This window comes from Methylomonas sp. 2F7 (assembly GCF_057126975.1).
Genome location: NZ_CP195203.1, coordinates 1,717,129 through 1,739,686, shown reverse-complemented (window position 1 = coordinate 1,739,686; position 22,558 = coordinate 1,717,129). Strand labels below are relative to the sequence as shown.

The window sequence follows — 22,558 nt, the reverse complement described above, 5'->3', positions numbered from 1 at the left end:
ACATCCCTCAAGTTTGTTGAAGGCTCAACCCAACTAGGAAATAATGCACAAAAGGGTAGTTCTATACTGACAGCCAATCGCCGACAATACCCACATAAATCTCAAACTACCCATCCATGGACTCAGATAAAATCTTCCGCAAAGGCTTGTTTGCACTCTTCGTAGGAGTTTTCGGCGTATCCTCGGTTTTACCTTACGCCCAAGCGGAATGGCATGGCGAACTCACTTTTCTCAGCGACTACTTGCACCGGGGTTACTCCAAGAATCGCGGCAATCCTCTGGCGCAAGCGCATATCGATTATCAAGATCCCATCGGTTGGTTCGGCGGTGTGGGCGTTTCACAAGTCAGTTTTGACGACCGCAGCTATAAAAATTACGCCGATGTCGAAATCAAACCCTATCTGGGATGGAGCCTGCCGTTAAATCACGACTGGCGCACTGAATTATCGGTAACCGGCTACCTGTTCGACGGTAAGATTTTTGGAAAGTATGCCGATTACGCCGAATTTTACGCATCCCTGCACTATCAGAACTGGCTCAGTGGCACCGTATCCTTTGCACCTAACGCCTATCGCCGTGAGGCAACGGTACTGAATTACGAACTCAAGTATCGCCGCGACATCCTGGACAACCTGCAATTTTCAACGGGACTGGGCTATTACCAAGCCAACAAACTATTAGATGAGGATTATTTTTACTGGAATGCCGGCGTTTCTTGGTTCATCACATCTAATCTGGCGCTAGACTTACGCTATGCTGACGTCCATCTGGACGATCATCACGAAGACATCCATCACCACGAGTTTTATCCACGCTTACAGGACAATAAATTTTTAATCTCCGTGACCGCCGGATTTTAAATAAAATTTACCGCCTTTGAACCTTCCGGCTTCGCGGCGGAATACACTCGCACACCAAGCTAAAATCATCAGGAACCCAGGTTTGAGCCATGCTGCGTTTAGTACCTAACCTACATCGACCACCCATGCCCGAACAGCCCCAAATCGGCCCGGACGAGTACGCCTTGCTGCAACGTATCGGCGCAGGCGATACCGCCGCGTTTGAAGCTTTCTACAAAAACTACTATCCAAGGCTGTTTCGTTTCATCTTGCGCATGACGCGCCAACCCGAAGCTGTCGAGGAACTAATACAGGAAACCTTGCTGGTGGTTTGGGAAAAACCCCAGGGCTTTAATCATGAAAGCAAAATTTCCACCTGGGTATTCGGCATCGCCTATCACAAAACCCTGAAAGCCATGGCCAAAAGTGCCCGGCGTAACAACGATGTGGATATCGACGACTTGACCGAAACCATCGGCGACCCGACCGCAAATCCTGCGAATAATTGGGAAAACGAAGACTGGTTAAACTATGCACTGGCCACTTTACCGCCGGACCAACGTGCAGTCATCGAACTAACCTTTTACCACGGCTTGTCTTATCAGGATGTCGCCAGAATTCTGGATTGCCCGGAAAATACTGTAAAAACCCGTATGTTTCATGCCCGCAGGAAACTGCAGGTTTTTGCCGATGCACAGGAGAAATAAGGCCATGAACCCACAGATTTCCTCACCCACTAACTCCCACTCCGACATCGTTTTGTTATTGCCCTGGTATGTCAATCAAAGCCTGTCAACAGATGAACGGCAGCAGGTAGACCTGCATTTAAAATACTGCCTGGTCTGTCGGCGCGAATTGCAGACATTGCGCAAACTCGCATTGGCCGTGCAACAAGCAGCCGATCTGGACGTAGCGGCCGAAGCTTCTTTCGCCGGTTTTAGAGCAAAAATGCAAACAGCCAGTCAACTCCCGCTTACCGTAAAAGACGATAGCCCCCACGACAAACTTACTGGCTCTAATGTAAAACCATTCAGCGTTGCTCGCGGATTTTGGCGGATCGCCAGCAATACCGGAAAAGGCCTAGCTATTGCCGCATCCTTGTTATTGGTCACCCTGCCGGCTGCCGTGCAATATCTATCGCCGGCCAATACTACCGACTATCACACGCTTTCCGCAGCCAAGCCAAACGCAGGTCCGATCGGTGAGTTACGCGTGGTGTTTGCCAAGAATCTGACAGAAAAAGACATAGACACCGCGCTTAGCCAAATTGGTGGGGTACGGGTAGACGGGCCGAACAGCGTCGGCGCTTACACTGTCAAAATTACCGCCGGCAAACCGGATACTGACATGGCCGGCGCCTTGGCGTTGCTCCGCGGCCGACAGGATGTAATACTGGCCGAACCTATTTTACAACCGTAATTAATCATGAAATTAGTGCGCTTAAATCTGTTTATTTGCATGCTCGGGCTGCTTAGTGCCTGCGCCAGCACCGGCGATTTATCGCGGCTGGGCGATAGCAAAACTGCGGACGAACGCCGTCTGCTGGTCACCTTTACCGACCGCAGCATTGATCGCGCCTTGCCGGCCAATACTTTGGACGGTTATCGCTTGCGTGGCCAATACGGCAACTCCGGCTGGAGCGAACATATTGCACAGGAGCTTGCCGAGCGCCATCATTTGCAATTCGTCGCCCAATGGCCGGTCACCACATTGGGCGTAAGTTGCGTCGTTTACGAGGTGCCGGACACCCTGCCCGTTCAAGAGGCAATCGCAGAATTGCAACAGGACCGGGACGTTTCGTCCGTGCAACAAATGCATAGCTTTCAGGTTCTAGGTAAACAGACACCGCCTACTCCGGCATATAGCGACCCGTATCTGCATTTACAAACCGGTTTTAACGCCTTGCGGATAGCCGATCTGCACCTTACCACCACCGGCCAAGGCGTGCGTATTGCCGTCATCGATACCGGCGTGGATACCGAACACCCGGACTTGAAGGGTCGAATTAAATACTCGGAAAACACCGCACCGGAACCCAGCGATCACAATTTGGCCGATATTCACGGTACGGCGGTAGCCGGCGTATTATCCGCCCATCCCAACAACGGCATAGGTATTGCCGGCATCGCCCCCGAAGCCGAAATTTTGGCATTTCGGGCCTGCTGGCCGGAGAAACCCAATTCCTTGGCGGCGCGTTGCAACAGCTTTACCTTGGCATTAGCCTTGAATCAGGCCATTCGCATGAATAGCGATATCATCAATTTGAGCCTGAGCGGCCCCGAAGACCCCTTAGTACAGCAACTGATTGAAAAAGCGCTGGCCAAAGGCATTATTGTGGTCGCGGCTGTGCCGAGTCAAATACAAGCCGGTGGTTTTCCGGCCAACATCGCCGGTGTGATAGCCGTTGGCCAGGAAAAGAACGGCAACAACCAGCAAATCGCCGCGCCTGGCAAAGACATTCTGACGACGGTGCCGCACCAAGCCTATGACTTTATGAACGGCAGTTCCTTCGCCACACCGCATGTCGCCGGCATGGCCGCTTTGCTGTTGCAACTGCATCCGGACTGGAAAGCCGCGGACATCAAACGCCGGCTCGGCAACGACGCCTCGACTGCCAATTTGCTTGATTCGAGTACCGCCCTTGCCTCTCCGGAACGCGCGCACTAGTCTTCACAAAATTCACCCTCAAGAATCACGCTTATCCGCCGACTGATTTCGGCCGCACCATTAATGGCTATGGCCTGTTGCGGATAAGTTTGGTTTATCGTTGTCCTGATTTTGACACTTAGCCGCTCCGGCGCCAGATCGTTTTCAGTTAACGGAAACACGAAGCCCTTGCCGGCCAGTTTTTCAATGCGCAGACCTTGCTCGCTATTGCCGGCATAAGGGTAAGCCAACGCCGGCGTGCGAGTACTGATCACGTCCATCAATGTGTTGTCGCCACCCAAGCTGATAGACAAAGCGGCAGATTGCAAATTTTCCTGAAAGTGATTCAAGAAAGACACGACTTGGACATTAGGGCTGCTGACCAAGGCCTGCAACTCGGCAATTTCGGTTACTGAAGCTCTGGAACTGGTGACAATCAGAAAATTGTAATCCGGTAGCATAGGCGCGGTCTGGATCGCCGCGCGCAATAGAGTCTTGCCAATTTCGCCGCCGCCCTGACTGACGACGATCTTGTTCTGTCGCGTCGACCAGCTTGCCGGAGGCGGCGGACTAACGTAGCCCACGTAAACCAGGCGGTCGGCAATTTCGGCGGTCAAGCTGAAAGTTTCCTCGAAGCGCACAATGTTTGGATCGCCGCGCACGAATACCGTGTGAATATGCTCCCGTACCAGTTTGACCATGCGCCGCTCAGATTCCACTGCTGCAGGCACCAGAATTTCCCGGACAAAACAAAAAATCGGAATCGCCCCGCAACGCTGCCTGACAGCGGCAAATAGCCCAAGAATTTCTTTTTTCAAGCGACGTCGGCCGAATGGGAAAAATTCGACAATTACCGCGTCGTAAGGCCAGTTTAGAAATTGCTCGATAGCCGCCGAGCGCTCAACCCAGATAACTTCGATGGCTTTGTCGCTATCAGGTGCGTAAAGTTCGTCGCTGGCGCTTTCGATTAACACAGTCGGTAAACGCAGATGCCTAAAGCCCGGCAATTCCGGCATCTGTTGCAGGCCTTGCCCGCCGTGGATCAAATCGACATCGGCGTATGTCGACAACTCGCGTATCACCAGCAAGCTACTGGTCAAATGCCCCAAGCCGACCAAGCTTTGGCAATAAAACAGGATTTTACGGCGCTTTGACTGCATGCTAACCAAACCGTCAAAAGCTGTATTTAAAGGTCAAATCCAACTGAAAGGAATTATTACCCTCCAGTTGTCCGAAAGCTGGCCCGGCCATGAATACCGAACCGGCAAATTGCACCTGCAAATGCTTCCATTCATCCAAGGACAATACCAAATCAAACTCGTCGCCCAGGGTGCCGCTGTTGCCGTTAGGCGTGGCGCGAATCCGCGAATCGCGAATTACAGCCGAAGGCGTGGCCTGTTCGTAGTGGTGATAGAGTAAGTCGATAGAGCTTTGCTCGGAGATCGGAAATCCCAGCGCGGCGGTCATGACATTTAAATTCGATAATTCCGGCCGAAATAACTCGCCGTAATAACGAAAACGTTGGCTGCCGGATAGTTTGATCTTGTTGTTATGTATCCCCGATTGCCGGTAACTGCTGTCGGTACCGTCGCTGGGATTGGAATCTCCGGAGCCGTAGGCATAACCCAAGGTAAAGTAAGGTTCCAGAAACAGATTTGTGTACCAAGTGATGCCGGCGTCCAATCCCCAGGCTTCGACGTGCCTCGGGGTTTGCGCTCTGACCCGGGACACGTTGCTATTGATGTCGGTAAAAGTTTGCGTGGTCTCTTCTCCGAATACAAAGGCCGAATCCAGCCAATAACCGATTTTGCCGACATGCTCGATTTTGAATTTGCCCATTGCCCGGCCGCCGAACCAATTCAGATCGCCGTCGTTGGCGTCTTTACGATTAGCTCTGATCAAGTCGCCGGGGCGTTGGTTGTCCGAATTATCGAACTGGCTCAGAAAGAACAAAGACAGGTTTTGCTTCGGATCCCATTGCCAAACCACGTCGCCCATCAGTCGCACCACCCGGTCGCTCACTGGATCGATGAAATCCTGATCCGACTGCTTGGATCCCAACTCCTTGGCAATCGCCAACTCGGCAAACAGCGTGTCTTCGCCGAAATACACCCGTGCCGCGTCCAGTTCGTCATTCCACCACCATTGACGCTTGTCGGCGATACGTTGCCGGCCCAATTGCAGACTAAACCCCGAATCCAGAATTTGATGAATGAACAGCCAGGCCTGGGTCAGTTTAATGCCGGCTTCGTATTGATCCAGACCGCTCTCGGTGTAGACCTCCGGGTCGTAATACACATCGGACTGCACAAAAAACGACAAAGACTTTGACCACTGATAAAACAACTCCAGTTTCAGGTCTTGATAGACATTGGCCACATCGTCGTCGCGGCGCGGGTCCAGACGCCGGTCTTCGACATAGCGCGGTTCCAACTCGTAGGCGCCGCCTATGGTCAATGGATGACCGAATACATCTACTTTAAATTGGTCGGCGGGCCTTTTGTCGCCAGGGTTGATACGCAAGGGTTCTTTTCTGACCCCATCGATATTGTCCTGGCGGAAGGTGTTGTCTTTAGGCTTGTTAGCTGCCACCTGCCCGTTAGTGGTCTCTGCAAGTACGGATAAACTCAGCAAGGCGCCGCCGGCCAGTAATACGGTTTTTCCGGTTTTTAGTTTGAAGGAATTAAAGCTCATGAACGAAAGCCCAATCAGAGTGGTTTGGTTAGGAGGTAGGACTGCATAGCGGTCAGCACCGCTTGGGACTCGAGCGGAAACGCTGATGCCGGTGCATCAACTGCTTTTGGCTCGCATAAAAATTCGCGCATCAAGCGGCAATGTGTATTGGGATGTTCACGCAATAGTTGCAATAAGGCTTGCAGATGCTCAAGGTCGTCTACCTCCATCACTGCGTGGTGCAGCATAATGCCCAGAGGGGCCGGATGCTCTGGATACAACACATCAGCAACGGCTTGGCCCAGCGCAAGCCAGGGTTGCGCTGATTTGATTCTGATCCCGCACCAGTCGATAGCTACCGGAATTTCCCGCAATGCCCCGATATGGAGTGGCGCCGCGCTGCGGTTGCGCGACAGGGCTTGAAAACCCAGTTTAAGCAAACTGTCGGCCGTGGACTGGCTACAACGATTCCAGGGCGGCGTGAAAATCCTGTCCAGTGCCGACCCGAACAAGCACTCAAGCTGCTGTTTACCAACCGACAAATCCTTAAATTGTTGCTCTTCGCTGCGGCTGATGCCAAATTCGCATTTGCGGCCTTGGGTTTCATGGTTGTTGTGGCTGTATCCATGTTGATGTAAGCCCAACAGAAATGGGTTTCGCCGCCAACGTCCCAGTAACGAGCCAGCAAGTGACGGACTTAGCGCATCGGGAATCACTGCAAGATCGATGGGTACATTGCAATCTCGAAAGCAATCCAGCAATGCATAGAGCCGCCCATCATCCCAGCCGGCGTCGTCGTCGCGAAAGAAAATCTCTATGGCTTGATCTCGGGCATCCAATGCCGCTCGGACCGGTGTAAGCCAATCAGCAAGCATGGGCGCACTCCTGTACTAGCGATTGACCGCTCGAATCCGATTTGCCGCCAAGTAATTGTTGAATCAAGCACACGGTATTGTCAGCACCGGCCAAATCCAGGCCGGCTGGATTGGGCGAAAAATCCCGCAATTGCAAAATCTCTTCCGCCAGGTGCTGACCAGTCAATTCCGCCGGATTCATTACCTTCACCAAACCCAATTGCGCCAATTTTTCCGCCCGCTGAGTTTGTTCGTCTTCCTGACCGCGCAGAAACGGCACGACCAAAGCCGGCGTGCGGGATTCGAGGATGTCCATCACCGTGTTGTAGCCGCATTGACTTACCGACACACTGTGCGCCTCCAGCAAAGGCTGCATAGCCGGCACCGAACGCAGCAGCGTGAGACCTTTCCTGCCTTCGACTTGCACCGATAACGCCTGCCAATCGGCTTCCGGCAAAAACGGTCCGGCGACGATGGTCATCGGCAATCTTTCACTTGCCCAATTGACGGCATGTGCCTGAACCGCCGCTTGAAACAAGGATGCGCCGACCATACCACCGCCAGCCGATACCAACACCCCAAGGCGGGGCGGTTTTATCGCTGTCGTGGTGCGACGCGGTCCGACAAAACCCGTGTAAAGTAGGGGCGTTTTCAACGGATGGCGAGGCTTAAAACTGTCTTCCAATCGGGCAAACCTAGGGTCCGCGTGTACCAACAGTCCGTCGAAATAGCGATCCGTTATCCAGCGCGCCCGTTCGTCGTGCCGGCTTTGGTCTTTACGGGCGTTAACCATGATGTCGCGCAGACTGCATAGCACCAGGGGCCGGGCATACTTGTCGCGGCGCGCGGCTTTCAAGAGCGGCAACAACTCGCTGGCCAATTTCTTGCGGCCGAACGGGAACAATTCGATCAACACCACTTCTGGTCTGAGTAACGCATAGGTATCCAGTATCAATTGCCGGCGCATCGCCAAGGCTTCGTTGACGTTGTAACGCTCATCCTGGCTATACAGCTGATGATCTTCACCCATGCCTAGCGGCGGCAGATTCAGCATATCCAGATCGGTAACGGCAGCCTGATGATCCGGTGCGCGGCCGCCGTTCAGGAAGGTCACCCGAAATTCGCGGCTCAAGGCATTGGCTAAGGTCATGGCTCTGACCCAATGGCCCATGCCCAGCGAGTGTTGGCAATACAAGAGTAATCGCGGTTTATGTTGGTTCATGCGGCACGCAACCCGTGTTGGAGTTTATACAGTTCGTGATAATGGCCGCCCATCTGCATCAAGGCCTCGTGGCTGCCTTGCTCGATAATCTCGCCTTGCTTGAGCACTAAAATCCGGTCGAAATTACGGATGGTGTGAAACTGATGGGCAATCACCAGCACGGTTTTACCGCCATGTAGATTGTCGATAGCATCGCGAATCAAGGCTTGCGACTGGGCATCCACCGCAGAAGTCGGCTCGTCCAGAATCAGAATCGAGGATTTGCGCAACAAGGCCCGCGCCAGGCATAGCCGTTGGCGTTGGCCGCCGGATAGATTACCGCCGCTTTCGCCTAATACCGTGTCGTAACCATCCGGCAGATTGCGGATGAATTCGTCGGCGTGCACCATAGTAGCGGCCGCTTCAATGTCTTCGATCGTCGCGTCCGGGCTGCCGTAACCAATGTTCTCGCGAATGCTGGTGCCGAACAGAATCGAATCCTGCAACACCACGCCGATCTCCCGGCGTAAGCCGGCGCGTTGGTAGCGTCCGACCTCGATCCCGTCGATCCTCACCCTGCCCTGCTGCGGATCGTAAAGCCGGATCAGTAAGCGGGCGATGGTCGATTTGCCGGCCCCGGAGGCGCCGACTAAGGCCACCCGTTCTCCGGGTTGAATATGAAAGGAAATATCCCGTAGGATGGGTTTGCCGGTCGGATAGCCGAAGGATACGTTGCTGAACTCGATTTCGCCGCGCAGACCTTTAGGTACCACCGCATCAGGCGGATCTTGGATATCCGGCTCGGTATCGAGGATTTCGCTGATGCGTTCGATACTGACGCTGGCCTTGGAAAAGCGCGTTGACAAGCGGGTAATTTGCCGAATCGGTTGATACATCTGGGCGATATACGAGCTAAACACCAGCACGTCGCCCGGGGTTAGTACCCCGGCAAACACTTGCAGGCAGCCGAACAACACCACGATGCCGGTACCCACTGCGCTGATGATTTCGATCATCCGGGTCGCCCCGGCCTCGATGCGCGCGGTGCGGACGCTTTCGGTCATCGATTGACTGCTTTCCACATCAAAGCGCTCGCGTTCGACATCTTCCATGCCGTAGGTTTGCACCAGGGGCACGGCGTTCAACAGTTCGCTGACCCGCGATGCCAAGCGCCCTTCGTTATGGCGTTGTTTGCGCGCCGAGCGTTTGACCCGGCTATAAATCATCACAATCGCCAGGCACAGCACCGGGAAACTGGCCAGTACAATCAAACTCAGCTTCGCGCTCAGACTAAACATGATCGCAAACATGCCCAACACGGTCAGCACGTGGGTGGTAAAGGTCAAGGCCGAATCGGCATAAACATCCTTTAAGGTGTTGGTATCGCTGGTGAGTTTGTTAAGCAACTCCCCGGATGGCGTGCTGCTGTGAAATGCCAGCGACAGGCGTTGCAGATGGTCGAACAACTCGCTGCGCAAGGTGTAGACCAGCAAATAGCCGATGCGTGAGGTCAGAAACAGCTGGTAGTAGGAAAACACGCCTTTGAATAACGCAATCACCACCATGCTGCCGCAAAGTATCCACAACGCTTGCTCGCTACCGCCATGCAGAAACGGTTGCGCGGGCGCCAGATGTGCGGGCAGCGGATGATTAAGTAACACATGGTCGAAAATCAGCTTCAGCGGCCAGGGCACGATCAGGCTGGTTAGCGTGGAACCTAAAATACAGACAATAGCGGCAAAAATACTGCCTCGCACCCGGCGCAGATGTGCAAAAACTATCTGCTTGAAGCGGCTTGTTGGTTGAATTTGCTTGGTCATAAGCGGTTTTCCTGATGAATTCAGCCGGCCAGCGGCCAGGGACGCAAAGCCAGGGCAATAAAATCGGCAACCCGTTGCTGGGTTGCCGATTTTTGCTGGATGAAGGCGCGGTAAGCGCGGGTCAGTAATTGCCCGCGCAGGTGCCAGGCAAAACGCTGTGAATCGATTTGACTTCGGTAGAAAGACGCATAGGCGGCAAACAGCTGCTGGACCAGTCGGTCTATCGCAGTAATGGAATAGGGATAGTTGTATAAATCCGCCGCGAAATTAGCCAAATCCTGCAACGGGTCGCCAAGGGCTAATTCGTCATAATCGAAGAGCGCTAAACTGCCGTTCGGCAAAACCAGCAATTGATCGATATGAAAGTCGCCGTGAATCAAACCCAGTATTTCAAACACCGGGCGATTTTGGCGCAATTCGGCAAGTAACGAAGTCAGCGCCGACTGGATGGCGGGATAGGCGTGGCTCAATTTATCCGCTTTCTTGTGCCATTCTTGCAGCTGTTGCTGCGAGGTAACTACGGGCAGCGACGGTGGCGTGAGTTGGTGAAATGCGACAAGTGCATTGGCTATTGCCGGGATTTTGTCTGCAACACCGGCGACGAAATCCAGCTCCGCCAAAGCTTGGCCATGCAAGCCTTCCAACCATAAAGTATGGTGGTCGGCGGTATACGCCAAGGCTGCAGGCATGATAAAGGATGCGTCTGACTGGGATTGCTTTTGCAGTACATGCAGATTGTCGTAAACCGTCCGCCCACGCTCATCGGCGTAAGTTTTACCGTAAACCACCCGCGCCGATTGAGCTTCGCAGGCAGCGAATCGGTATCGCGCCGTGCAACGGATTTCCGGCCGGTAATTGACGATTTCGATAGCCGACAATAGCGGTTGACCCAACTCGGGAATCTGCCCGCTATCCATCAGTCGCGCCAACCAGGGCATAGCCGGATCGTTCGGAAAGCGCCAGCCGACCATGCCCAGTTCCGCCAGATGAATCGCATTTTCACCGCTGGCTTGGGCTTGGGCAAATGCCTGATGGCTGCGCTGGCCTAAGTAGGCCCGGGCGTAAAAGATACGCTGATCGGCAATGGATGATGGCAATTGCCGGCCACGCAAGTGGTAGACCAGTGCCAAAAACGAACGCTCAAGGTTTTCAGCAAGCCGATAAGTTTTGTAACGCGGATGTTGAATTTCACAGCCCGTCACCTGCCAGTCGCCGGCCAGGCATTCGGGCAAATGCCTTTGCAGCGCCGAGGCCATCAATTCCGCATCCAGCAAAGGCGCAAACTGATCCAGTGGATTGCTCATGTGCGCAGCCCCGGATAATGTTGGCCGTGATGTTCGCCGCCCAAACGAATGGTCATGACTTCGGGCCGGGCCGCCAAGTCGATGGCATACAGGTATTTGTTTTTGACATTGATCTCGGCTGCGCCGGCAAAGTCGTTAGCCAACAAACGGGCCAGTATCACTTCGTTGGTGTTGCGATGACCAACGAGCAGAATCGCCCCGCGACTATTGCTCAGGAGCGAATCCAAACAGCCCAGAACCCGAGCCGTAAAAGCCAAATAGGCTTCGGAGCCCGGTACGCTAAAGCCTTGTTTGTCAGACGCTCGTGCGGCCCATAGCCGGCTGGCTTCGGGGTCGCGCTTATCGACATGGCGACCTTCTAAAATGCCTAAACCAATTTCCCGCAAGTCGTCCAACTTCTGAATGGATAATCTGTGCTTGGTGGCCGTGGGACTGGCTGTCTGTATCGCGCGGGTCAGGCTGCTACTATAAATCGCACTCAAGGTTTCCTGTTTCAATACATCAGCCAACGCCTGGGCTTGCTCCAGACCTTTGGCCGACAGACTAGCGTCGGCCTGGCCGGAGATGCGTTTTTGAAGATTCAGCTCGCTTTGGCCGTGCCTGGCTAAATATATGCGTAAGGGCCGATCAAACGAGTGCATCGTTGCCCCCTGTTGGCTGTTGACTGCGCGCCAGGTAACTAGCGGCAAGCCCTAAATAACTTTCTATGTGCGCGATACGTAACTCATCCATTTGCCGCAAGCTGCGGCGAGTGACTTCGTGAATCAGCGCCGCCGCCACTTGCCAACGCAAGGCAGACAATGAAATAGCAAGGACGCTATGCGTCCGGTAAGTACTAACCAGTTGATTCACTAGCAGGTGTACCTGCTCGATAGCGTCGCCTTCGCGCAGGCCGTGCAGATAAAAATTGGCGATCAGACTAGCCAAATCGACTATCGGGTCGCCCAGGCAGACGCAATCCATGTCGATCAACCCCAGATTGTCGCCATTTACTAAAAAGTTATTCAGTTTCAGATCGTGGTGAATCGTCGTCAGGGCCGATTCCGGGAGATTAGGTGCTTGCGCCAACAAGCCGTCTACCAATCGTTCGATAAGTTTTGCGGTTTCCAGGCGGGATTGTTCGGCGAGCCTAACGGTTGCCAGGAGGCCTTCGGAAACATCGCTTTGGCTGAAACGTTTTGAGGTGTCGATTTCGCAGGCATGAAATGCCGCTACGCACTGGCCGATATATCCGGCTAATGCCAAGCCCTCGGCAGTTTGCAAATCGGCCCAGCACAATGTCGATCCGGGGATATGCGACTGCCAGAGCGTGCGGGTTTCGGCGTCGTAGGCCAGAGCTTTGGCGCCCCAGGCGAATTGGCTGCTCAATTGCCGCATCACCGCGAACACGTCGCGGCCGCTATCGTCGGCGTAATTCTTCGCATACAGCAAGCGGTGGTCATCTGATCCGACCAACGACACACGGTAGCGGATCATGCAGGAACGCTCAGCCAGATAATGCAAAACTTCGGATTCGACAGCCTGGACCCGCTCGTACCCGGCTAAATCATGCGCACCAAGCCAGGTTTGGATAAACGCCTGATCTAACAGGGCTGGCAAATGAATCAGCTTTCGATCATAAGGGAATGCCCAAACCAGCATCGCCGGCTCGTGCAAAACCGTTAGCGCCCTTGCCGCCAGATCCGGCCGTTTGCTGCGTTCCCATTCAAATTCCCGGCTCGCCGAGTCCGGCGAACATAGGCAGCCGGTGACATACTGCGCTTGGGTGCTTAGACCGGGTCGGCTATCAAGCCGATAGCCGATCACCAGACTCTTACCCGGCTTATGGCGTTTTTCGCCAATGCCACATTCAAGATGACCGGTTTTAATGCCGGGCATATCCAGCAACCAGGCCAGTAGTGGTCCCATCACGGCCGGATTCAGCGCGTCGGCCATTTGCGGGAAATGTGGGTCTTGGTTCATGCTGGCAAGCTCCCATTGATAGCGTCGATGTGCAGCTGGCCCTTGGCGTAATTCAGGCAAACCGGATTGCCGATGCTATCCAGTAATGTGCGTCCAGCAATTTCCAGCCATTCCGCCGCATAAGCCCTCACGCTATGGATGCCGCCTTCGGCATCCCGGCGAATGAACACGACTTGTGCCCGGCAAGTCACATCGGCAAAGCGGTATTCCGATAAACAGGACTGATTGGCGACGAAAAAGTAATCGTGGTAACACGTGGTCTTTGCTTGAATGATGATACTCAGCGCCAAAGCCTGCGTGGCGGGCACGGATTGCCCAAGACTGGTTACTGGTATAGTCTCCACGTGCAAAATCGGAGCGCTGTCTTTATAGGGATAAAGGACGGTTTGAAACCAGCCGCTACCTGAACTTTCCTGGCTAAAGCTCACGACAGGCGCTGGCTGCTTTACGCCATATTCCGGCGACACCCAGCCGGGTTTTATAGTTATTTCAATCTCGGCGCGCCTGGCTTGGGCGATCAACAGATTTGGTGCACGAATGCCCTGGCCTTGTAATTCGGTTTGGCCCTGCGCTTCCGGTCCTAAATGGAAAAATTGTTCGTAACGATGCGCGTCGGTGGCGAGCAACACATCGCTGACAATCCAATATTCGGTTTCGGCAAAGAACATGCTGCGCTGGTGATCCACCTCGTAGAGCGGACTGAGAGCACGACCGTGCACAAAATCAAAACCCTGGTTGGACTCAAAGCTTAATACCGAAGCTATTGGTTGCGGGCCGACCGGCTCATGACATTGGTAGACCATCTGATCCTTACCGTCCACCATGACTGTATTGTGCGCCGCAGTGCCTTTGAAGGCATGTCGCCAATTGATGCCGTCGCTTTGATGTTCGTGATAGGTGTAACGCCCTGGGTCGACAATTAAAGAGCGGCCGAAAGCGGCCATTTCAAAATTTAATAAGTCGTAATGGCCGTGGCTGCCAAAACCCAACTGGCCGCAGTCGAAAAACAGATAACGCCCGTCCGCATAAGGCTGCTCCGTCCAGTCGCTACGCAGAATACAGTAGCCGCTGTCGGCGAATAGACGCGAACGATGGCCTGGCGGCTTACCAACTTTTCCCTGGCTAAGTACATAGCTGAGTGCGTCGCTAGGATAGTAAGGTTCCGCTTTGCGCAGTAAGCCCAGATAACTGTTGATATCGCCGTCATTGATGGCCGGCAGCCAACCGTCCGGCTTGTGGGCATAAAGAGAAAACTCCAGCGCTTGGCGAATCACAGCATCGAATTCCGCAGGCAGTGTCAGCCTGTTTAATTCGGCCAGTTCCCGGACTCGCAGAAAGTTCTTCAATACCGTGTGGTGGTAGTCGGTAGATAGTTCCTTTTGCACGCCGTCCGCCAGAAAATCCTGGCGTAAATTGTCCAGCAATTCGCGTTGGGCAAACGCCAGTAACTCCGCCGAGGCACTGAGTTCGGGAAACAAAACCGCCACCGTGAAAATCGCCGACAATTCGATAGTGCGGTGGTTGCCTGCCGGCGTTAAATGGTTGCTGAGGAACACTGCTTGCGACTGAATCGAAGCCAAAAACATCAGCAAAAATTCGGCGCTCACAGCCGAGCAGTTCCGACCTGGCACAAAATAGTGATAAGCCAGCAGCCATTGCTGCAAACGGCGGCCGGTCACCTGGCTATTCAAAAAACCGTCCGGCACTTGTTCAATCCAGGAACTGACCAATACCACCCATTTGTCGGCATAACGCTCGTCGCCGCTATAGTCGTAAGCCAGCGCCAGATCGCGAGAATAATAAAACTTGTGCAGCAGAATCAGCCATTCCAGATCGGGGCTGGGGTTATGCAGCCAAGCAAACTCATTACCCAAGCGATGAGTTTCGTTATTCAGGGTAAATTCGTTATCGAGAATCGGCGCTGCGCTGGCAACATGTTTGGCTTTTCCGGCTGGCAAGGGAAAATAGTTATCCACGGCGCGCTGGCGAAAATGTGCCAGTAACTCAGCAGGAGTGAGCGCAGCAAATGGTGTCACCAGCAAGTACTGCATGGAAATCGACGTTTCGCTTGGCGCGTCCAATGGTGCAGACGACTCCATGAAGGGATAACTGGGTTTCATGACTTATCCGCGCTATGCCAAGCTAAGATCCGCCCCTGTGTATCCTGGCGACGGAATAAAAACGCACTTTCAGTGTTTAGATCGGCAAACTCATAACCGGCGCCCGCGCGATGCGCCAGGAATAGCTCATCGTAGTATTCCCTTTGGGCTTGTTGGTTATGAATCCGCAAGGCACTGGCGATAGTGCTACCGACCGCTTGACCGTTTTGGCTTACCGGTAATGGTTCCAGCGTAAGCTGTGGAGGCGTCGATTGATACGGATACAGCACGGTCAAAAAACAATAACTGGTGGCATGTGCGGAAAAATTGACGACCGGTGCGGGGTATTTACTGCCATAGCTGGATGATACAAAGCCGGGCTCCAGTACCACTTTTGAATCTGGTTGCGGCGCTTGCAGGATGACCAGATTCGGTGAGTCAACCCGCAAACCCGCTGAATTGACGCACGTTTTGGTGCGATGTTCGGCCAACGCATCCAAATGAAAACGTAGTTCATAATCATGGCTTTGCTCGGCGCGCAGTAAATCGCAGACCAGCCAATATTCGCCGGCGATAAACAGGATTTTGCGCTCGTGAATCACCGGATACTCATGACTGGCCGCGATGCCATGCAGATAGTCAAAACCCGGCCGGTGCAGAGAGCACTTGAATTCGCGCGCCGGTTCCGGGCCTTGAATCTTGTATTTGCGAATATGCGGGGCATAAAGGGTCTGGTTTTTGCCATCCACCTGTACGGTGTTGTGATAGCCGGTACCGCGAAACAACACCCGCCAGTTGGTGTCGCCGGATTCGTCGTAGGTGTAACGGCCCGGATCGACGATCAAAGAGCGGCCGTAAGCCGCCACTTCGATATTCAGTAAATCCAGATGACCATGATTGCCTGCACCTAAAGGCGCGCAATCGAAAAACAGATAGCGCTCATCTTGATACACTTCGGATTGCTCGCCCCAGCCGCTGCGCAAGATGCTGTAGCCGCTGGCGGCAAAGGTTTTCGAACATTCTGTTGGCGCTTGGCCTTGTTGACCGGCCGTGGCGACATAAAGCATCGCCGGATCCTGATACAACTCATGGCCTTGCCGCAGCAAATCCAGAAAATTGGCGCTGTCGCCGTCGCTGATGGCCGGGATAAACCCGTCGGGTTTGTGCGCATGCAAGCAAAAGCTCAAGGCTTTTTTGATCGCCGTGTCCATATCGGCCGGCAGCGCGACGTTGTTCAACATCGCCAAACGGCGAATGCCCAGGAAATTGCGTAAGACAATATGGTGGTAATCGGTCGAGAGTTCGCAATGCACGCCGTCGGCCAGCAAGTCGGTTTGCAGGTTGCACTGTAATTCGGCAATCGAAAAACTCAGCCAATCTTCAGCACCGCGAAATTCCGGGAACACGACGGCCGCCAGAAAAATCGCGTAAAGCTCCAATGTACGATGATTGCGAGCCGGGGTCAGGTTGTTACACAAATAAGCCACTTGCTGTTGCAGCGAAGCCAAAAAATCCAGATTAAACTCGGCATCGATGGCTGGTTCCGCGGCCTCCAGGACAAAATAGCGGTAAGCAAAAACCCAGTTTTGTACGCGCCGGCCGGTAACATCACTGGACAGAAAATCTACAGGTACGTTATCGATCCAGCTGCTGATTAGGGCCTGCCATTTATCGCGGTAGCGGGTGTCGCCAGTCTGCTGGAATTGCCTACCCAAGCCGACTGCGTAATAAAATTTATGCAGCAAAATCAGCCATTCGATATCGGAACTGGGGTTTTCCAGCCAGTCGAATTCGTCAGAAAGCTGGTAAGGCTCGTGATTGAATTCAAAGCGGTTGCACAAAATGCCGTCCAGTTTTTCCAGGGTATTTTGCTCTTCATCGATCACCGAAAAATAGCGGATCTGCCTGCGACCATGAAAATACGCCAACAACTCCGCCGGCGTCATATCGCAGTATGGCGCAGCCAGCGCCAGCAGGCGCGAATCGGACTTAAGAGTGTTCAGCACAGCAGACATGGGTTTCCACCGTTTGCCCTTGCAGGCAGGCGTCGAACAGGTTTTTTAATGCCACTGTGGTGTGGCGGGAATTAAAGTCCCGACAGACGGTTTGGCGGGCGGCTTGACCAAGACGTAAACGCAAAGCCTGATCCTCTAATAAGCTTTGGATAGCATCAGCCATCGCTTCGGAATTTTTTTCCGGCACCAACAAGCCGTTGACTTGGTCCTGAATCAATTCCGGGATGCCGGAAATATCGGTCGAGATAACCGGCATTTCCATCGCCATTGCTTCCACCAAGACATTGGGAATGCCGTCGCGATCGCCGTTATCTACGACCAGACAAGGTAGAGCGAACACGCTGCCTTGCTGATAAATGCCGCGTAATTCTTCCTGCGTTACCGCACCGGGCAGGCTAACGATGTCTTGTAAATCCAAATCGGCGACGAGTTGTTGAATAACTTGCGCGTATTTGTCCGCGCCGCCGACGATGCGGCAGTTAAATCTGACGCCGCGATCGCGCAGAATCGCGCAGGCTCTCACCAAATAGTCGAAGCCCTTTTTTTCGACCAATCGACCGACCGATAAAATCGTAGGGATTTGCTCAGATAAAGCTTGTTCGCGCGGCTCCGGCACAAACAAATCAGTATCCAGGCCATGATAAATCCGATGCACATCGATATTGCTCCCCTTACAGGCATCCAGATGTTCCTGATTGGCGCCGGTACAGGTCACCGCGAATTTTGCGCGGCGCATTTTGATTTGCAGCAAGTCGCCGGGATTCAGTTCGCGCAAATAAATATCCTTGGCATGAGCGGTAAAACTGAATGGCAAGCCGCTGATCCGGCTGGCGAACATCGCCACTGTTGTGGCGCCGTGGCAGAAGTGCGCATGTAGATGGCGAATGGCCGGATTCTGTAACACCGATTCTGCGATAATGCCGGCTTGCAGAAATTCCTTGATGAATACCGTGCGCGGCCAGTCCAGCCAGCCAGACCGGTACTTGAGACTCATGCCCAAACATTCCAGCAACCCACCAAGGTAGGCCACCGGGCGCTTTATGAACAGCCGACCGTGGCTTCGCGCGAATTTGGGCAAGTTTTCGCTCAGCCAAGCCAAAAAGCTGTGTCCGGTCAGATCACTGGCTTGCGGCAGATACGTCACCGGCGCGCGGATGGCATCGACCACTGCGTGATGCTTTTGGCCCTCGAGTTGCTTGATCGAAAAAATCGACAGTTCGAGGCCGAGGGTTTCCAACAAATGGATTTCATTGGTGATAAAGGTTTCCGAGGTGCGCGGAAAGCCTTTGAGTATGTAAGCGACTTGCGCCCGGCTGCCATGGTTTTGCATTATAAAATCCAAAATTGTTCAGTCGGCCTTACACAGGCCGAAGGAGTTATCTCGAGGGTGAAGGGGTTAGTCGACTGCGACGCTACGGCTCGAAGCTCTGATCTGCGCTTGCGGTTTTTCCGCACTGCCATACAGTAAATCGCTGATCGATTCGCTAATACGCGGCAAACCACCCATGTCGATTTGATACAAGCGGCTATGATGAACGTTGGTACGGCCCAACTCTTCACGGACCGTGTCCATCAGTAATTTTGAGGTCAGTTGGTTGGGGTGAATGGCGCGAACCAAACCTTGCAGCGCCAGGCGTTCCGCACGTATCCATTGTTCCTGGGAAGGTTTGACGCGCGGCACCAGAATCGCGCGCTTGCGTAGAGTTAATAGTTCGCAGGTCGAGTTGTAACCGCCCATGCTGACCACTAAATCGGCTGCTTCCATACAGGCCATCATGTCGGTGTTAAACTCCTGGATTACCACATTCCGGCAACTGCGAGCCAAAACTTCAAGCTGATGGCGGCGGCTTTCCGACATTTCCGGGCCGCATATCATCAAGGTCATGGTGTTGTCGCCCAGATCCTGACGACTCAAGCCTTCCAGATAACTGTGCAGCAATTGGTAGCCGTCTTCGCCACCGCCGGCGGTGACCAGCACCAGACGCTCCTTGGTGCAACCGATTTGCTCGCGAATCTCACCGGCTTTTTTGTCGCTGCGTTCGCGGGCTATGTAGCCGCAGAAGTCGACTTTCTCGTGGCTGGCGTCGGGAAATTCGTATTCCTTGCGCATGTCGTAAATGTCAGGAGAACCGACTACCAATACCTTGTCGTAATGCGACTGGATGGCGTCGTGATAGCCGTTTTTCTTCCAGACCGGAATCGTGCTTTCCGGACTATCGAGGATGTCACGCAACAGCAAGACCAGTTTGGCGCGGTGACCACGACGTTGCATGAGATGCAGAGCGGCACCCAATTCGTCGCTGACGCCATAGGGCTTTTTGTCCACTAAAATCAAATCAGGATCGAAATCCAGCACCGCGCTAAGGATGATGTTGCTGCGCAGCTTGAGCAATTGTTCGTATTCCATATCCAGGAATTTCACCGAGTAGTCGCCTTTGACGTTGCGAGACAAACAAGGCAATTTGATGTAATCGATACGATCTGGGATACGGAAGGCATGCAGCATGGGCGAGCCGGACAGAATTAGTACCGAGACGTTCGGGTCGGCATCCACCAGGGATTTAGAAATTGCCAACATCCGGCGAATGTTACCCAGACCGAAGGTATCGTGAGAATACACAATGATTCTTTTAGATTGGTTGATAAGCGTCATGGCCCGGATTCCTTTTGCTGCATCGTTCACTATGCGGGCGCAAGCAGTTTCCAGTGTGGATGATCTGGCGCCCGGTTCAATTTCGGTAACCAGACAAAACCGTGGTTACGTGCAGCGTCTATTCCCGGGCAAACAAGCAAGGTTCATTCAAATCGTCATTTTCATCAAACTTTAATGTGGCGATGTTATCGGGCTTGCCCACAGGCCGCATTGATGGGGTTCCCATGCAGCAGGTCTTACACACGCTCGAAATAGATTGAGGTTTAAGGAAACCGGGGTTTTGAACCGCTTCGGCAATTTTTCGCCAACGGTTTACGGGATGAGGGATTGGTATTCGATCTGTTCTGCTTTGCTTCCAGATGGCGCAAGGGAATTAAGAGGTTTTTAAGCAAATAGGAGAACAATCCGCCGCGACTGAAACAATCCAACAAAGGAGGATATATGTTCAGGCTTATATTGATAATTGGCGTGTTATGTTCCGGGACAGCTTTTGCGCATGGCGATGACTGGGGACATGGACACCATAGGCGGCATCATCACCATGACTGGCATGATCACCGGCCTTATTTTGGAATGCATAATCCGGCGAGAATGGGCTATTACCCGCCCCCACCGCCGCGCTATTTTGCGCGGCCGCCGCTAGACTATTACGGCTATCCGCAGCGGCCCATGCCCAGATATGACTACAGGGATCGCTGGTGATCAGGCAATTGCCAACCGTCGAAACGAATGAAGTAGATAAGTTTGCTTTTTGAATGACAAAGGGGGATAGCGCAAAGCTTGCCGGGCTTCTTGGAAAGGCCTGAAACCCGAGCCGCTATCCCCATCGGACGAGCACAAACTCAGACCGCCACACCCTGCGCATCGAACAAGCCTTCGAATAAGGCAGAGCTCAAATAGCGTTCGCCGGAGTCGGGAAGCACGACCACAATGGTCTTACCGACATTTTCCGGCCGTTTTGCCACCCGCACCGCCACTGCGACTGCCGCACCGCAGGAAATGCCGGATAACAAGCCTTCTTCTCGCGCCAAACGCCGCGCATACGCAATCGCTTCGTCATTACTGACTTGCTCGATGGCGTCGACCATGGATAAATCCAATACGTCGGGCACAAATCCGGCGCCTATGCCCTGGATTTTATGCGGCCCCGGCTGTATATCTTGACCGCTACGATACTGACTTAGCACCGGACTGGCTTCCGGCTCAACCGCTATGGAAACGATGGGTTTGCACTGCGTGAGTTTGATATAGCGAGACACGCCGGTAATGGTGCCGCCAGTGCCGACACCGGAAACAAATATATCGACCGCGCCGTCACTATCATGCCAAATTTCCGGCCCGGTGGTCTGTTCGTGGATTTGCGGGTTGGCGGGGTTTTTAAACTGCTGCAACAGTACGTAGCGCTCCGGATCGGAAGCGACGATCTCTTCCGCCTTGGCTATAGCGCCTTTCATGCCTTTTGCACCCTCAGTCAATACCAGTTTGGCACCATAGGCCACCAGCAATTTGCGGCGCTCGATACTCATGGTGTCGGGCATAGTTAACGTTAGTGGGATGCCGCGGGCTGCTGCGACAAACGCCAGTGCAATGCCCGTATTGCCGCTGGTTGGCTCGATCAATTCCTTGCCGGGCCCAAGCAGGCCGCGCTGCTGCGCGTCGTTAATCATCGCCGCGCCGATGCGGCATTTCACCGAATATCCGGGGTTACGCCCTTCGACTTTAGCCAATAGGGTGACTTGAGCGCCGTCAGTAATGCGGTTAAGCCTGACCAGCGGTGTTTTGCCGATAGACTGCGAATTGTCGGGATACCAATATGCCATAACGTTTTCCTTCAAAATGGATAGTCGAAAAAAAGCCAGTGCGCATTGACCTACACTGGCTGTTTATGGGGTTGAATTAAGCTCACACAGCTAAATCAGAAAAACGTGCTGCACACGCTCGGGATAGCCGTAGTACCACAGTTCCAAGATTGCGCCTGTTTGAAGATTTTTGCAACCAGCAGCCAGACCTATCGCGCATCCCAGGGATAGCCGGTCATAATTCAAAGACAGTAAACACAAGCAGTAGGCAAGCATCGGTAGCCCAAGCGTTGCGTTACCTGAAGTTGTGATTGAAGGTTTGAGAATAGAGCCTGAAAGCGCACACCGGTGAAGGCATGCGCGAAATCGGCAGAGTTTACTTTTTGGATGTTCTGATAATTGAAGTCAGATGACGACCGCATTGTGCACAAACGAAGTTTCCGGTAGGTACGCCGGAGACATATTCTTTGGCCAAGGACGGATGGTCGCAGTGCTCGTCATTTCTGCTTTTAGTCGATGTGTCTAATTTCTTTGCGTCCATAATCTTCCCCTTGCTTTACACATACTTACATGATTATTTAACAAATTTATTTACGTTAAAATATAAGCAAAAAACATACACACAGAACACAAGCTTATGTACTTAAAAGACTTTTAATAGCCGCAGACTAAACCAAGCGAAAACCGAACGGT

General features: G+C 53.3%; 17 protein-coding genes. 4 read left to right on the top strand and 13 right to left on the bottom strand.

Features of this window, described 5'->3' with window-relative positions; genetic code table 11:
* The first annotated feature begins 116 nt into the window (after nt 1-116).
* The 4 genes from ACR64Q_RS07935 to ACR64Q_RS07920 all read left to right on the top strand — a co-directional run bounded on the left by ACR64Q_RS07935 (nt 117) and on the right by ACR64Q_RS07920 (nt 3,506).
* Nucleotides 117-860, top strand: coding sequence for a TorF family putative porin (locus tag ACR64Q_RS07935; protein WP_313734212.1), 744 nt, complete (start codon nt 117-119; stop codon nt 858-860).
* Between the two features lie 125 nt (nt 861-985).
* Nucleotides 986-1,546 carry an RNA polymerase sigma factor gene (locus ACR64Q_RS07930; protein ID WP_026604515.1) on the top strand — a complete coding sequence of 187 codons (561 nt, stop codon included), beginning with the start codon at nt 986-988 and terminating at the stop codon, nt 1,544-1,546.
* Nucleotides 1,547-1,550: 4 nt separating this feature from the next.
* Nucleotides 1,551-2,258, top strand: coding sequence for an anti-sigma factor family protein (locus ACR64Q_RS07925; RefSeq protein ID WP_313734211.1), 708 nt, complete (start codon nt 1,551-1,553; stop codon nt 2,256-2,258).
* A 6-nt stretch (nt 2,259-2,264) separates the two neighbouring features.
* A complete protein-coding gene (locus ACR64Q_RS07920; RefSeq protein WP_313734210.1) occupies nt 2,265-3,506 on the top strand; it encodes a S8 family peptidase in 1,242 nt (413 codons plus the stop codon).
* Here the strand turns inward: ACR64Q_RS07920 and ACR64Q_RS07915 are convergent.
* The 13 genes from ACR64Q_RS07915 to cysK form a co-directional block, all read right to left on the bottom strand.
* Nucleotides 3,503-4,645, bottom strand: a complete 1,143-nt coding sequence (locus tag ACR64Q_RS07915; protein WP_313734209.1) for a glycosyltransferase family protein — start codon at nt 4,643-4,645, stop codon at nt 3,503-3,505. The two genes, ACR64Q_RS07920 and ACR64Q_RS07915, sit on opposite strands and share 4 nt — an antisense overlap.
* Nucleotides 4,646-4,658: 13 nt before the next feature.
* Complete coding sequence (locus ACR64Q_RS07910) at nt 4,659-6,179, bottom strand: alginate export family protein (RefSeq protein WP_313734207.1); 1,521 nt, start codon at nt 6,177-6,179, stop codon at nt 4,659-4,661.
* A gap of 14 nt (nt 6,180-6,193) precedes the next feature.
* Nucleotides 6,194-7,033: a polysaccharide deacetylase family protein gene (locus ACR64Q_RS07905; RefSeq protein ID WP_313734206.1), complete on the bottom strand. Its 840-nt coding sequence runs from the start codon at nt 7,031-7,033 to the stop codon at nt 6,194-6,196.
* Nucleotides 7,023-8,234, bottom strand: a complete 1,212-nt coding sequence (locus ACR64Q_RS07900) for a glycosyltransferase family protein (RefSeq protein WP_026604509.1) — start codon at nt 8,232-8,234, stop codon at nt 7,023-7,025. The genes ACR64Q_RS07905 and ACR64Q_RS07900 overlap by 11 nt, the downstream gene beginning before the upstream one ends.
* A complete protein-coding gene (locus ACR64Q_RS07895; RefSeq protein ID WP_026604508.1) occupies nt 8,231-10,033 on the bottom strand; it encodes an ABC transporter ATP-binding protein in 1,803 nt (600 codons plus the stop codon). Before ACR64Q_RS07895 ends, ACR64Q_RS07900 begins: the two co-directional genes overlap by 4 nt.
* 20 nt (nt 10,034-10,053) lie before the next feature.
* On the bottom strand, nt 10,054-11,337 hold the full coding sequence (locus tag ACR64Q_RS07890) for an aminoglycoside phosphotransferase family protein (protein ID WP_313734204.1): 1,284 nt from the start codon (nt 11,335-11,337) through the stop codon (nt 10,054-10,056).
* A complete protein-coding gene (locus tag ACR64Q_RS07885) occupies nt 11,334-11,978 on the bottom strand; it encodes a histidine phosphatase family protein (protein ID WP_313734202.1) in 645 nt (214 codons plus the stop codon). Before ACR64Q_RS07885 ends, ACR64Q_RS07890 begins: the two co-directional genes overlap by 4 nt.
* On the bottom strand, nt 11,965-13,299 hold the full coding sequence (locus ACR64Q_RS07880) for an aminoglycoside phosphotransferase family protein (protein WP_313734200.1): 1,335 nt from the start codon (nt 13,297-13,299) through the stop codon (nt 11,965-11,967). The genes ACR64Q_RS07885 and ACR64Q_RS07880 overlap by 14 nt, the downstream gene beginning before the upstream one ends.
* Nucleotides 13,296-15,419: an alginate lyase family protein gene (locus ACR64Q_RS07875; RefSeq protein ID WP_313734199.1), complete on the bottom strand. Its 2,124-nt coding sequence runs from the start codon at nt 15,417-15,419 to the stop codon at nt 13,296-13,298. The genes ACR64Q_RS07880 and ACR64Q_RS07875 overlap by 4 nt, the downstream gene beginning before the upstream one ends.
* On the bottom strand, nt 15,416-17,413 hold the full coding sequence (locus tag ACR64Q_RS07870) for an alginate lyase family protein (RefSeq protein ID WP_313734197.1): 1,998 nt from the start codon (nt 17,411-17,413) through the stop codon (nt 15,416-15,418). Before ACR64Q_RS07870 ends, ACR64Q_RS07875 begins: the two co-directional genes overlap by 4 nt.
* Nucleotides 17,388-18,743, bottom strand: coding sequence for a glycosyltransferase (locus ACR64Q_RS07865; RefSeq protein ID WP_313734196.1), 1,356 nt, complete (start codon nt 18,741-18,743; stop codon nt 17,388-17,390). Before ACR64Q_RS07865 ends, ACR64Q_RS07870 begins: the two co-directional genes overlap by 26 nt.
* 66 nt (nt 18,744-18,809) lie before the next feature.
* Nucleotides 18,810-20,066: a glycosyltransferase family protein gene (locus ACR64Q_RS07860; RefSeq protein WP_313734195.1), complete on the bottom strand. Its 1,257-nt coding sequence runs from the start codon at nt 20,064-20,066 to the stop codon at nt 18,810-18,812.
* Between the two features lie 842 nt (nt 20,067-20,908).
* Complete coding sequence (gene cysK / locus ACR64Q_RS07855; protein ID WP_313734194.1) at nt 20,909-21,886, bottom strand: cysteine synthase A; 978 nt, start codon at nt 21,884-21,886, stop codon at nt 20,909-20,911.
* Nucleotides 21,887-22,558: the final 672 nt, after the last annotated feature.